This window comes from Leuconostoc inhae (genome assembly GCF_019656015.1).
Classification (GTDB): Bacteria; Bacillota; Bacilli; order Lactobacillales; family Lactobacillaceae; genus Leuconostoc; species Leuconostoc inhae_A.
On record NZ_BPKW01000004.1, the window covers coordinates 61,713 to 74,776 of the forward strand.

Genomic DNA, 13,064 nt, shown 5'->3' on the forward strand with positions numbered 1-13,064 from the left:
TTACATAGTGATAAAATTACAACAAATGTATTCTTGAAGGGTTGTGGTGCAGTGGATGATATTATGTTCTCATTTGACGACTTGAGCATAACAATTAAAAGGATGAGAAAATGACCAAAATATCTGAAATATACCATACAAAATCAGCACCAGTACTATCATTTGAAATTTTTCCACCAAAAAAAGAAAGCGGTATTGAATCGCTTTATCAAACGCTCGATGAAGTTGACCCGCAAAAATTAGGCGTCGATTATATTAGTGTGACATATGGTGCTGGTGGATCAGGCGATAATACGATGACACGTGATCTAGCACAATATATTCAAACGCATTTTGGTGTGACAGCACTTCATCATTTGACAGGTGTTAATCAAACACCAGAAAGTTTACAAGATAATCTTTCAAAAATTGGACAAGCAGGCATCGAAAATATACTTGCTTTGCGTGGCGATTTACCAGATAAAGACTATGTGAATGCTAATTATCCATATGCTAAAGACTTAATTTGTGATATTAAAAAATTTAGTGAATTTAATATTGGGGCAGCAATTTATCCAGAAGGGCATGTTGACGACCCAATTACTGGCATTAGTGTCGCGGGGGTTAAAGAAAAAATTACGAGTGGCACTGATTTTTTAATTTCGCAATTTTTCTTTGAAAACGATGTGTACTATAACATGCAGGAAGCCTTAAAAAATAATTATATTAAAGTGCCGGTTTCTGCTGGTGTGATGCCAATTATTAGTAAGGCTCAGGTTGAACGCATGACGTATATGATTGGGTCATCATTACCGGCACGGTTGGTTAAAATTATTCATAAATATGAAGATAGTCCGGAAGATTTAAAAAAAGCAGGCATAGACTATGCACTTGAACAAATTCAAGATTTATTAGATCATGGCGTAGACGGCATTCATTTATATGCCATGAACCGGCCAAGTGTACTCAAAAGCATGTTACCTATTATTAATCAAGAAATTGTGGCCAAACATTTTTAAAAATATGAGATTAAGTTGACAAAATAATGAAAATTTGATAATATAATTACAACGTTGAAGAGATAAGTATTAGTTTAGCACGCAAAGAGAGTTTACGGTTGGTGAAAGTAAATGGTGAGCAAATTAAGAAAATGGTCTTGGAGTTATCGTATGGTGAGTGTGAATCGATAGATAACACATAAACTATACTCGGGAGAGCCCGTTATAGCGACATGAGTTCCTTGAAAGTATGTACATGAAGATGTCAACATACTGATAGCGACTGATTAGAGGTGTGTTTATAAAATAATTTGAGCACATAAATACCGGGTGGTAACACGAGATTTCGTCCCGCAGACTAATTTTTTAGTCTGTGGGATTTTTTTGTCTAGTCGTGTCTTTGGCAAAAAGATAATAATTAAAGCTGTCAATTAAAATAACGTCTTATAATTACTTAAACGCTGATGTTGCTACAAATTAAAAAATTGAAAGGAGTACATCATGTCAGTCACTAACATGACAGTTTATTATTTGCACAGTAACAAAATCCTCACAATTGTATTTCTGCATGGCGGTGGCGCTATGAATACTGTGTAATTGATGTGTTGATAGGTTAATTGTTTTAGAACAGGTTGATTAATAGGAGAAAAATATGACTACAGTAAAATCATCAAATCTTGGTTACCCACGGTTGGGCGAACAACGTGAGTGGAAAAAGCTTTTGGAATCATTTTGGAAAGAAGACATTGACGTCTCAACATTTGAAAAAACGGCAAAAGCATTGCGTTTAACTAATTTGAAAAAACAAATTGATGCGGGTATTGACATTATTCCTGTTGCCGATAATTCGAACTATGATCATATGTTAGATACAGCCACAGCATTCAATCTCATTCCGACTCGTTTTGGCAGCTATGACCGGCCACTGACTTTGAATGAATATTATGATATAGCACGAGGAAATAAAGATAATGTTGCGGCCGATATGACTAAATGGTTCAATATTAACTATCATTATACGGTCCCTGAATTTGATCAAACGACACCAAGACTATTAGAAAATCGATGGTTAAAGTATTGGCAAGAAGCACACGATGAACTAGGTATTGATGGTAAGCCAGTCATTGTTGGGCCAGTAACGCTCATAAAGTTAGGTAAATTAAATGGCGATTATGTTTCAAGTGAAAGTGATATTAATAGATTGCTTGATGCTATTTTGCCACTCTACCAACAAGTGTTTAAAGAATTAGAACAAGCAGGTGTGACATGGGTGCAACTTGATGAACCTACTTTGGTGAAACTTGAAGATGAAACAGGCGTTGCGCCATATCGCCGTGTAGTTGAGGCATTAAGAGAAGCAGCGCCATCATTGAATATTGAATTACAGACATACTTTGATTCAATTGATCCTTACCAAGCAGTGATTCAATTACCTGTTCAAGCTATTGGTCTTGATTTCGTTCATGGACATGGCGAAAATCTGGCACATGTTCGTGAATTTGGCTTTCCAAAAGATAAAGTTTTGGCCGCTGGTGTTATTGATGGGCATAACGTTTGGACAGCTAATTTGTCAAAGAAGCTAGAATTGGTTCGTGAATTACAAAAAGCAACGTCAGAGTTATGGATTCAACCTTCAAACACTTTACTTCACGTGCCAATTACAACAAAATATGAAACAGCGGCTGGGCCAGAACTACTTGGTGGCTTAGCATTTGCTGATGAAAAGTTACAAGAAATTGTTATACTAACACAAACGTTAAATGGTCAAGATACGCGTGCGGTTTTGGCTAAAAACGCTGCTGCATTAAAAGCATTAAATGAATCAAAAGCACGTAATAATACATCAGTGCAAACAGCAATTAAGCATTTGAGCGATACAGTATTTGAACGTCAAGGCAAGTATGCTGATCGTGCTATTGCACAACAAGAGCGATTACAATTGCCTAAATTACCGACGACAACAATTGGATCGTTCCCACAATCTTCTGAAGTGCGTGCAAAGCGTGCCGCATGGCGTAAAGGACGTTTGTCAGATGAAGCATATCAGGCATTTATCGAATCAGAAACTAAGCGCTGGTTGAAAATACAAGAAGATATTGGTTTGGATGTGCTTGTTCACGGCGAATTTGAACGAACAGACATGGTTGAATACTTTGGACAAAAGTTAGACGGCTTTTATGCAACGCAAAATGGCTGGGTTCAATCATACGGTTCACGAGGCGTTCGACCACCAGTAATTTTCGGGGATGTTGATTATACCGAACCAATTACTGTTGCAGCTTCACAATTTGCACAATCGCAAACGAAAAAAATCGTTAAGGGTATGTTGACGGCACCATTAACAATTATTAATTGGTCGTTTGTGCGTGATGACATTGCGCGTGCAGATGTTCAAAATCAAATTGCTTTGGCCTTGCGTCAAGAAGTGTTGAATTTGGAGAAAGCGGGCATTAAAATCATACAAGTTGATGAACCCGCATTGCGAGAAGGGTTGCCACTTAAACAACGGTCTTGGCAAGATTACTTAGATGAGGCAGTTTATTCATTTAAAATCACAACCTCTGGTGTTAGTAATGAAACGCAAATTCATACGCATATGTGTTATTCGGATTTTGAGGACATCATTGACACGATTTCAGCGTTAGACGCAGATGTTATTTCAATTGAAACATCACGTTCTCATGGCGAAATTATTTCTGCATTTGAAGACGCTGACTATGACAAACAAATTGGTTTGGGTGTCTATGATATTCATTCACCTCGTATACCAACAGTTGCTGAAATTGCTGATAATATTCGCCGTGGTTTGAAAGTTATTGATGAAAAGCAGTTTTGGGTTAACCCTGATTGCGGTTTGAAAACACGTACCGAAGACCAAACTAAGACAGCTCTAACGAATCTGGAAAAAGCACGTAATATTGTACTCCAGGAGTTAGTAGCAGATGTTTAAGAACTCACCAACGTGACAGTGATTTGAATTCTAATTAGTAATATAATTTTGTTCTTAAAATAAGCTTTTTATTTTAAGAACAGTACATAAATTCTAAAACGAAGCATAGTTTAAGCAATTAAAAAAGCATCACTTTAGCAGTGACGCTCTGGTTGTGATGATAGGAAACAAACTAGTGCCTGAATTTACTAATACGTAAGTTAAACAAATTCTATTAGCTTTAAAACAGCGTCATTTTGATAGCATTAAACAACTTGTTATAATATAAAAACAAGGTGAAAATGATGATTACGATGTTACCTCGTAGCGATCATTTTGTCCAGGGAGCCATTTTAATTTGGTTAATGGGTTTGATTTGGTGCCCCATATATCAAGCAATGCAGCGATAGCAATGTGAACAGGTGCTTGAGAATCAAATGTGATATTAAGTTGGTTATAAATACCATCTTGGCGTAACTCGGGCTTGACACTGAGTAATTTTTTGGTACTATGGGTAGTGATGTAGCGACCAGCAATAAAATTACCTGATATTAACCATCCAAGATGGCGAATGTAGACAATATCGCCCAAATGGCCAAATGTAAAACTAATCGAGCCAACAACATGACCACGGTATTTTAAAGAAAAACGTGGTAATATACCAAATGATGTCTGTTCTATACGAACCAGCACATTGCCGGACATATCTTGGACGTGTAGCTCGTCATGCTTTTTACCTGTTCGACCGGATACTAAATAACTTGCTTGAAAATTTTCGTCAAACACGATATTTACACCGTCGTCTATGCTGTGTCTTTGTCGGAGATAGTATTTTGTCATGATCGCCTCTTGACACTAATTTTACCACGAAAGAAGATTAAACATGCCATTATCGCATACAACCTGGGCTCCATATGTCAAAGAAAAATTGACTTCTGAGCAAATTAAAGCTATTCAGTATTTTTTGGACACTGTTTATCAAGCTGATACCATTTTCCCACCACGTGATAGGGTATTTTCGGCCTTAGTTGCGACACCGTTAAAAAATACTAAAGTAGTTATCATGGGGCAAGACCCTTATCATGAAATTGATCAAGCACAAGGTCTAAGCTTTTCGGTTCCAGACGATGTATTGGCGCCACCGTCGTTACGTAATATTTTAAAGGAATTAGCTACAGACATTGGTGAACGTCAATCTCATGATTTAACATCATGGACAACACAGGGCGTACTATTACTAAACGCTGTTTTAACTGTGCCGCAGGGGCGTGCAAATGCACACGCTGGGAAAGTTTGGGAACCATTAACTGATGCTATTATTCAAATTGCTTCTGACAATGATGCCCCTAAAGTATTTATTCTGTGGGGAAAATATGCACAGTCTAAACGGCGTTTGATTGATGAATCAAAACATTTGGTTTTAATGTCAGTGCATCCCAGCCCATTATCAGCATATCGCGGTTTTTTTGGTAGTCAACCATTCTCACAAGCGAATGAATTTTTAAAGACAAACGGGCGCTCACAAGTTGATTGGTTAAACTGAGTGAAATAAATCACAAAAAGTGATGAAACCACAGACAAATCCGAATTGTTCTGTTACAATAAACTTGTAAATTAAATTAAAAGGTGTTTGTTAAACACGTTGGAGGAAGTATCTTGGTTGAATTATTTGAACAATTAAAGCAAAAAATAAGTGGACAAAATAAAGTGATTGTTTTTCCTGAAGGTGACGATGCTCGTATTCAAGGTGCAGCTGTCAGATTAGCTGATGAAGGCTTAATTAAGCCAATTTTGCTGGGAAATGAAAATGATATCAATGCGACTGCTAATGAGTATAATTTTAATTTGTCAAACATAACAGTGATTGATCCTTTAAACTATGACGTGAATGCCTTAGCAAAGTTAAATGCATCATTAGTAGAGCGTCGTAAAGGTAAAACTGACGCTGAAACAGCTGAAAAATGGTTGCAAGACGTTAATTATTTTGGCACAATGTTAGTCTATACTGGCAAAGCTGATGGCATGGTTTCAGGGGCAACACATCCGACTGGTGACACTGTCAGACCAGCACTGCAAATCATCAAGACAGCGCCAGGTTCATCACGTATTTCAGGTGCTTTTATCATGCAAAAAGGCGATGAACGATATGTCTTTTCGGATGCTGCAATCAATATTAATATTGATGCATCAGCGATGGCGGAAATTGCGATTCAATCAGCACAAACAGCTAAGGTATTTGATATTGAGCCTAAAGTTGCTATGTTATCATTTTCAACTAAGGGTTCAGCTAAATCACCATTGGTTGATAAGGTAGTTGAAGCCACTAAATTAGCTAAGGAAATGGCACCAGGGCTAGCCGATCAAATTGACGGTGAATTACAGTTTGATGCGGCATTCGTCGAAAGTGTCGGCACAGCAAAAGCACCGGAATCAAAGGTTGCAGGACAAGCTAATACATTTATTTTCCCCAGTTTGGAATCAGGTAATATTGGCTATAAAATTGCACAGCGCTTAGGCGGCTATGAGGCAATTGGCCCTATCTTGCAAGGGTTGGCCAAGCCTGTATCTGACTTATCGCGTGGTGCGAATGAGGAAGATGTTTATAAGGTAGCAATTATTACTGCAGCACAAGCATTATCATAAGTAAATTTATGCTGTCTATAAAAAATAAGAAGCGATATACATTGTATATCGCTTCTTATTTTGTTATTTGAGCAGACTTATGCTGTTTATGATCAGTGATAGTTACAAAATCATGGTCTTTCAAATCAACCAATAGGGCTTCAGCAGTAAGGTCACTTAAATCAAAGTGATGATCGCCGATTGTTAATATATATCGGTCAGCCATGTCATAAAATTTAAGTGAGGCCATTTTTGAGTTATATCTTGCCATTAAGTTAAAAAGTTCATTTTTTGTCATGTTTTATTCAAATTGTGCATCATATAGATGCTTATAAATACCATTATCAGCCAAAAGACTTTGGTGTGTGCCTGTTTCTGCAACTTGACCCGCATTCATGACAATAATTTGATCTGCTTTATGTATTGTACTCAATCTATGTGCAATAACAAGTGCCGTTTTGGCGACCATTAAATTATCTAATGCATGTTGAATAGCTTTTTCGGATTCATTATCTAATGCAGCAGTAGCTTCATCTAGAATAACGATAGGCGCATCTTTTAATAAGGCACGTGCAATAGATAGGCGTTGCTTTTGCCCACCAGATAGTTTGACACCACGTTCACCAACTTCGGTATTTAATTGGTGTGGTAACTGTTTGATAAAATCAGCAATATCGGCCTGTTGCGCTGCTTGCCAAATCTTATTTTCAGTAACGTTTTCAGTACCGTATGAAATATTGTCAGCTATGGTGCCATCAACAATTGTAACGTCTTGACTAACCACGGCGATATTTTGACGTAAGTTAGATAAACTGAAATTTTTAATATCTATATCGTCAAATGTAATGCTGCCGGCTGAACGATCATACATACGTGTGAGAAGTTTAGTCAGAGTAGATTTACCTGAACCAGAACGGCCAACTAAGGCTGTTGTTTTACCACTTGGTATGGTTAAAGAAACATGATTCAAAGCAGGATTAGTTTCCACATCGTATTCAAATGTTACCTGATGTAAGCTGATGCCTGTTTTTAGTGGTTTAGGAAAAGCTACCGGTTTTTGTATTTCAAGAATGCTTGGGTAATAGCTTAAAATATTTTTAATGCGATCGTACGAGACTTGTGCAGTTTGAAAAACGTTCATTAACATAGAAAATGATCGAATGGGATCTTGTAGCATAGTGACATAAGCAATATAAGCAACCAAATCACCGATAGTCATTATACCTTGCATAACAAGTAATGAGCCAAATAATAATACAATGGCTATACCGACTGTGCTAATTAGTGTGATTAAAGGTTGGAAAATGGCTTGCCATTTAGTAGCGGTTAAGGAATAATTATTTGATTCGTTAGCAATGGCTTTAAATTTGTTTGTTTCTGAATTTTCTGATGTATAGGATTTGATTAATTCAATTTCTGTGAGTGTATCTTGCAGTTGATTGTTGATTTTACTTTGCGCATAACGTACATTTGAGTATGATTCACGAATACGGCTACGGAAAAATCGAATAGTGACAAACAAAATTGGGAATGTTATTGAGACTAGTAAGGCTAAATGCCAATTTTGAACAAATAAGAAAGTTAAAATAGCAATAAATGTGAAAATATTACCAATAATACTAAAGGTATTGGAACTAATTAACATTTGGAGGTTATTGATATCACTGGTTAATCGAACCATTAAATCACCGGTTTTTGTATCTTGGAAAAAAGCATAATCTTGTTTAAGTATGTAATTGTATGTTTCAATTCGCAAATCTGTAATGGCACGTTGTGATAAAATTTGCATCATATAGGTAGAAAAAAATGTGATTGTGCCAAGAATCAGAGTGGTAATCAGTAACCAAATAATGTTACTGTATAGTTGATATTGATTATGTTGAGGTAACGCATGGTCAATAATATTTTTTGTGAATTGTGGTACCATAAAGTTTAGCCCCGCCATAATTGTTAGTAAGAGAACATTTAGTATAACAAGTCCACGGCGTTTTAAAACAGATCCAAAAACAAAACGGATCATTTCACCGATAGTGGAGTCTGATTTTGAAAGCTGTTCTTTGATTTCGGATGGGCTCATACGCCTATTTGAGTTATTCATAATGTTTTATTATACGCTACATTGGGATCATACTGGGGAAGACATTTACATAGAAGCAATTATAAATTTACCAATGACGCAAATTAGTCGTAATTGTATAAATACCATAAAGTAATAGACTGATTAAGTATAGCCAGCTAATTATGCGCCACCATTTAATGTTAAGTTGTGGTTTAGAACGTCGCATATGATGGACCTCCCCATATTTTATTATTTAATTTTAATATAACGCATTTATATGACGGCGATGTAACAATATAAGCATGTTAAGAAAATGATATGCTTTTTTATAAATTCTTACAAAAAAGAAAAATAATCATTTGTGTCAATCAGTTTTGTAGCCTTTTTGTAGCACTCAAGTTAAATAATGGTTAATTTCAATCGAATCATAGTATACGATTATAATCTCAAAACCCAGTCATACCAACGCTTACAAACAAAAAAGCTGTTCTACCAACAATGTTGATAAAACAGCAAATATGCCGCTGACAGGAATCGAACCTGCACGAGATTACTCTCATATCGACCTGAACGGTACGCGTCTGCCAGTTCCGCCACAGCGGCAATATATTCTACATTATACTAGATTTTTTGAAAAAATAAAAGATTGACTTTCAATGCCAATATAGTAATATATAAAATAATGGGATTAAAAAGACTAATGTTAAGTTTTTTGAGTATTTTTATATTTTTTCAATTTTTTTGTTAGTGTATAGAACGAAATTTTCGTTCTATACACTAACGGTATTCGTAAAATATACATTTAATGTCTCAGTATTTCGTTATTGAATCCAAAATGGAGGGTGTGCAAAGGCACAAAATCATGATGACAACTTATAATTTTTCTGCTGGACCAGGTGTTATGCCAGAAGAGGTCATAACACAAATTAAACAAGAATTTGAAAAAAACGAACAAACACATATGAGCATTATTGAAATATCTCATCGTTCCAAACAATTTCAAACGATTGTTACTGATGCTGAAAATAAATTGCGGAAATTGATGCATATCTCTGATGAGTATGCTGTTGTCTTTTTACAAGGTGGCGGATCTACCCAGTTTGAAATGATGCCATTAAATTTTGCAACCAATCATCATGAAATTGCATTATTAGATTCAGGTAACTTTGCTCAAAAAGCTGCGGAAGCAGCTAGACAGCTTGGAAATAAAGTGACAACATTGAATAGTACAAAGGGTATACACTTTCAAAAACTGCCACTTTTACCTGACGATTTTGATGCCACGGCCTATGATTATTTACATATTGTGACTAATAATACGATTGAAGGGGCAACTTTCCATTCAAATAATTTACCCCAGACAAATGGCCGTCTGGTTGCTGATATGAGTTCGAATATATTAGCAGAACCTTATAATGTATCCGATTTTGATGCGATTTTTGCTGGCGGCCAAAAAAATCTTGGCCCAGCAGGTGTCACTGTTGCAATCATTAAAAAATCTTGGTTAGCAGAACAAGATTTAACTGGTGTTGGTCCGATGATGCGTTATCAAAATCATATTGATAAGCAGTCAATGTATAATACATCGCCTGTTTTTGCAATATATGCTTTAAATTTAGTGCTTGATTGGGTCATAGAACAAGGTGGTGTTACTGAAATGCACCGTCGTAATTTGGAAAAATCAAAACGTCTTTATGCTTATCTTGATCAGTCAGACTTTTATACCGCACCAGTCGAAGTGAGTGCGCGTTCGCTAACAAATGTTGTCTTTACGACAGGAGACCTTGAAAGAGATAAAATTATTGCCAAGCAAGCGACTGAAGCGGGCTTATTTAACCTCAGTGGACATCGTTCAGTTGGCGGTTTTAGGGCATCACTATATAACGCACAGCCAATGTCAGCTGTAAATGCGTTGATTGCATTTTTGCAGAAAGTAGAACAACAAGCATGACAACTATCAAAACATATAATGCAATTAGTGCCACAGGATTAGATTATTTAAAGCAACATGACTATGATATAAATACAAATGATAGTCCAAAAGGGATACTTTTGCGATCTCAAAATTTACATCATGAAGAAATTGCAGCTAGTGTACGAGCAGTTGTACGAGCAGGTGCTGGATTCAATAATATTCCGGTAGACGAGTTATCAAAGCGAGGCGTAGTTGTATTTAACACACCTGGTGGTAATGCGAACGCGGTGAAAGAGTTAACACTAGCTTCGTTAATCTTAGCGGCGCGGCCAGTTGTTGGTGCGATTGGCTTTGCTAATGAAACACGTGGTGGTGATGTATCTTTACGTACCGAGGTAAGCAAAGGTGGCTATCGTGGTACTGAGTTAGCTGGGAAAACGTTAGGCGTTATTGGCTTAGGAAATGTCGGGTCAAAGGTAGCTAATACTGCTTTAGCGTTAGATATGGATGTTATTGGCTATGATCCTGGACTAAATGCTAATACCGCTTGGCGAATTGATCGACACATTTTACATGCTAAAAACGTGCAAGAGGTCTTACAAAAAGCTGACTATATAACAGTGCATATTCCGTTAACTGATAAAAATAAATTTTTTATTGACAGTGACAGTATGTCGCTTATGAAACCAACGGCTGCTTTATTGAATTTTTCACGTGGTGGGATTGTTAATGATATTGCAGCGAAAGAAGCGTTAGATAAAGATAAATTACGTGTCTATATCACAGATTTTGCTGATGAGGCTTTATTTGATCATCCCAAAGTCATCATTACACCACATATTGGTGGGTCAACGGTTGAAGCAGAAGATACAAGTGCCTTAATGGCAGCACGCGAATTAGATGAGTATTTGACAACTGGCAATATTATTAATTCAGTTAATTATCCAGACATTGATGAACCATTTACAACAAAGTATCGTGTTGGTATTATTCATGAAAACGTACCGAATATGATCAGTCAAATTTCAAAATTTTTTGGTGATAATAACATCAATATTGAGCAATTAAGTAATCGTGCGGTGGGTGCATATGCCTATACGTTAGTAGCGATAAATGACTTTAGTGACACCCAACAAGAGTATGTTAAAACGGCATTAGATGATATTCCACATGTCATTTTGACTCGCCGCTATGTTAATGAAAACTACTAAAAAGGATAACCATAATGAAAGATTTACAAGAATCAGGCATTACAAAATTGGCACAACGTGGCGTTAATATTAATGATATAGCAGAAGGAACACGCACTTTTCTCATAGAAAAATATCATGATAGTGTTGATGAGTCGTTATTAAATACAGCTATTTTACGTGTGTTACACAAGGATGAAGTCGCTGATATTATATTAACAGCGCTGTATTTAGACGAACAAGCAGAAACTATGCCTGATACGCAGCCACTTAAATCACGATTACAACGTGATGCTAACGGGCACAACGTTGATGAAATACTGGCAATTGCAATCACACAACAATTTTCAGCAGCAGCAACGGTCCATTATGGTTTATTAGATGATCTCAAGCCAGGCTTAATTGGTGTTATTAATGATAAAACTGATAGTATTAATGTTTATTTAGATGACATATTAGCGGCTCTGATTGCCAGTTCAGCTATGCTTTACTTAGAACTATTGGGTGGTAACACTTATTAAAAATAGGCATGTCATAAATTCGTGAAAACGCGACTTACTACTTTAAAAACTGGTGAGCAAAGCGTTTTTTTGATAGAATTAAGAGCATAGTAATAATTTCAAGGAGATGTAGCATGTCAGGACATAGTAAATGGCATAACATACAAGGTCGTAAAAACGCCCAAGATGCTAAGCGTGGTAAGATTTTTCAAAAATTAGCACATGATTTGTACGTTGCAGCGAAAGCTGGCGGTATAGATACAGATATGAATGCTTCACTGAGATTAGTTGTTGAAAAAGCTAAGTCGGCTAACATGCCAAAAGAAAATATCCAACGTGCGCTGGATAAAGCTTCAGGTGCCGGTGGCCAAAAATTTGAAGAAGTCACTTATGAAGGTTATGGTACGGCTGGTGTTGCCGTGTTAGTTGAAACGTCAACAGATAACATCAATCGTACGGTTTCAAGCATTCGTAATTCTTTTAAACACTATGGGGGTGCATTAGGAACATCAGGATCTGTGGCGTTTCAATTTGATCGCAAGGGATATTTGGCTATTGATCGAGAATCGTTTCCAACGCTAGATGAAGACACAGTTTTGGAAGCGGCGTTAGATGCTGGTGCTGATGATGTGCAAACGCAAGATGCTGTTTTTGAAATTTATACGGCACCAAATGAATTTCAAGCCATTGAAGGCGCCTTGAGTGAATCTGGCTATATTTTTGAGGAAGCCGAAGTAACAATGATTGCTCAAAATCCGATGACTATTTCTGATGAAGACCAAGAAAAGTTAGAACAATTAATAGATGAATTAGAAGAAAATGAAGATGTTTTAGCTGTTTATACAACAGCAGATTCATGACCTATTGTGGCA

Annotated in this window: 11 protein-coding genes, 1 tRNA gene and 1 other annotated feature; of the genes, 8 read left to right on the forward strand and 4 right to left on the reverse strand. The window is 36.6% G+C overall.

Annotation, left to right across the window (positions count from 1 at the left end):
* Positions 1-110: 110 nt before the first annotated feature.
* The gene (locus K5Q14_RS02745) at positions 111-998 is read left to right on the forward strand and encodes a methylenetetrahydrofolate reductase (protein WP_220734308.1); all 888 of its coding nucleotides are present in this window, start codon (positions 111-113) and stop codon (positions 996-998) included.
* A gap of 45 nt (positions 999-1,043) precedes the next feature.
* Positions 1,044-1,334, forward strand: a binding site (T-box leader).
* Between the two features lie 295 nt (positions 1,335-1,629).
* A complete protein-coding gene (metE, locus tag K5Q14_RS02750) occupies positions 1,630-3,927 on the forward strand; it encodes a 5-methyltetrahydropteroyltriglutamate--homocysteine S-methyltransferase (protein ID WP_220734309.1) in 2,298 nt (765 codons plus the stop codon).
* Between the two features lie 288 nt (positions 3,928-4,215).
* Here metE and K5Q14_RS02755 read toward each other — a convergent pair whose 3' ends face one another.
* Complete coding sequence (locus K5Q14_RS02755; protein WP_220734310.1) at positions 4,216-4,746, reverse strand: LURP-one-related/scramblase family protein; 531 nt, start codon at positions 4,744-4,746, stop codon at positions 4,216-4,218.
* Between the two features lie 43 nt (positions 4,747-4,789).
* On the opposite strand from K5Q14_RS02755, the gene K5Q14_RS02760 reads away from it, so the two are divergent.
* Together K5Q14_RS02760 and pta are read left to right on the forward strand one after the other, a co-directional pair.
* Positions 4,790-5,449, forward strand: a complete 660-nt coding sequence (locus tag K5Q14_RS02760) for a uracil-DNA glycosylase (RefSeq protein WP_220734311.1) — start codon at positions 4,790-4,792, stop codon at positions 5,447-5,449.
* Positions 5,450-5,562: 113 nt separating this feature from the next.
* On the forward strand, positions 5,563-6,549 hold the full coding sequence (pta, locus tag K5Q14_RS02765; protein WP_220734312.1) for a phosphate acetyltransferase: 987 nt from the start codon (positions 5,563-5,565) through the stop codon (positions 6,547-6,549).
* A gap of 55 nt (positions 6,550-6,604) precedes the next feature.
* Here pta and K5Q14_RS02770 read toward each other — a convergent pair whose 3' ends face one another.
* From K5Q14_RS02770 to K5Q14_RS02780, 3 genes are all read right to left on the reverse strand, one after another.
* The gene (locus K5Q14_RS02770) at positions 6,605-6,826 is read right to left on the reverse strand and encodes a phosphate acetyltransferase (RefSeq protein WP_220734313.1); all 222 of its coding nucleotides are present in this window, start codon (positions 6,824-6,826) and stop codon (positions 6,605-6,607) included.
* A gap of 3 nt (positions 6,827-6,829) precedes the next feature.
* Positions 6,830-8,626, reverse strand: a complete 1,797-nt coding sequence (locus tag K5Q14_RS02775) for an ABC transporter ATP-binding protein (protein ID WP_220734314.1) — start codon at positions 8,624-8,626, stop codon at positions 6,830-6,832.
* 480 nt (positions 8,627-9,106) lie between these two features.
* Positions 9,107-9,190: transfer RNA gene (locus tag K5Q14_RS02780), tRNA-Leu, on the reverse strand.
* A 262-nt stretch (positions 9,191-9,452) separates the two neighbouring features.
* On the opposite strand from K5Q14_RS02780, the gene serC reads away from it, so the two are divergent.
* The 4 genes from serC to K5Q14_RS02800 all read left to right on the forward strand — a co-directional run bounded on the left by serC (position 9,453) and on the right by K5Q14_RS02800 (position 13,052).
* Complete coding sequence (gene serC, locus K5Q14_RS02785) at positions 9,453-10,538, forward strand: 3-phosphoserine/phosphohydroxythreonine transaminase (protein WP_220734486.1); 1,086 nt, start codon at positions 9,453-9,455, stop codon at positions 10,536-10,538.
* On the forward strand, positions 10,535-11,713 hold the full coding sequence (locus tag K5Q14_RS02790; RefSeq protein WP_220734315.1) for a 3-phosphoglycerate dehydrogenase family protein: 1,179 nt from the start codon (positions 10,535-10,537) through the stop codon (positions 11,711-11,713). Before serC ends, K5Q14_RS02790 begins: the two co-directional genes overlap by 4 nt.
* A 14-nt stretch (positions 11,714-11,727) precedes the next feature.
* Positions 11,728-12,213: a phosphatidylglycerophosphatase A family protein gene (locus K5Q14_RS02795; protein ID WP_220734316.1), complete on the forward strand. Its 486-nt coding sequence runs from the start codon at positions 11,728-11,730 to the stop codon at positions 12,211-12,213.
* Positions 12,214-12,326: 113 nt separating this feature from the next.
* Entirely contained in the window at positions 12,327-13,052 is a 726-nt protein-coding gene (locus tag K5Q14_RS02800; protein ID WP_220734317.1) for a YebC/PmpR family DNA-binding transcriptional regulator, read from the forward strand.
* The last annotated feature ends 12 nt before the right edge of the window (positions 13,053-13,064 follow it).

Bases quoted from the DNA above. Each gene is read 5' to 3' on its own strand.
- K5Q14_RS02800 (WP_220734317.1), top strand. From the start codon at position 12,327: ATGTCAGGACATAGTAAATGGCATAACATACAAGGTCGTAAAAACGCC.
- K5Q14_RS02790 (WP_220734315.1), top strand. From the start codon at position 10,535: ATGACAACTATCAAAACATATAATGCAATTAGTGCCACAGGATTAGAT.
- serC (WP_220734486.1), top strand. From the start codon at position 9,453: ATGACAACTTATAATTTTTCTGCTGGACCAGGTGTTATGCCAGAAGAG.
- K5Q14_RS02795 (WP_220734316.1), top strand. From the start codon at position 11,728: ATGAAAGATTTACAAGAATCAGGCATTACAAAATTGGCACAACGTGGC.
- K5Q14_RS02760 (WP_220734311.1), top strand. From the start codon at position 4,790: ATGCCATTATCGCATACAACCTGGGCTCCATATGTCAAAGAAAAATTG.
- K5Q14_RS02775 (WP_220734314.1), bottom strand. From the start codon at position 8,626: ATGAATAACTCAAATAGGCGTATGAGCCCATCCGAAATCAAAGAACAG.
- K5Q14_RS02755 (WP_220734310.1), bottom strand. From the start codon at position 4,746: ATGACAAAATACTATCTCCGACAAAGACACAGCATAGACGACGGTGTA.
- metE (WP_220734309.1), top strand. From the start codon at position 1,630: ATGACTACAGTAAAATCATCAAATCTTGGTTACCCACGGTTGGGCGAA.
- K5Q14_RS02745 (WP_220734308.1), top strand. From the start codon at position 111: ATGACCAAAATATCTGAAATATACCATACAAAATCAGCACCAGTACTA.
- K5Q14_RS02770 (WP_220734313.1), bottom strand. From the start codon at position 6,826: ATGACAAAAAATGAACTTTTTAACTTAATGGCAAGATATAACTCAAAA.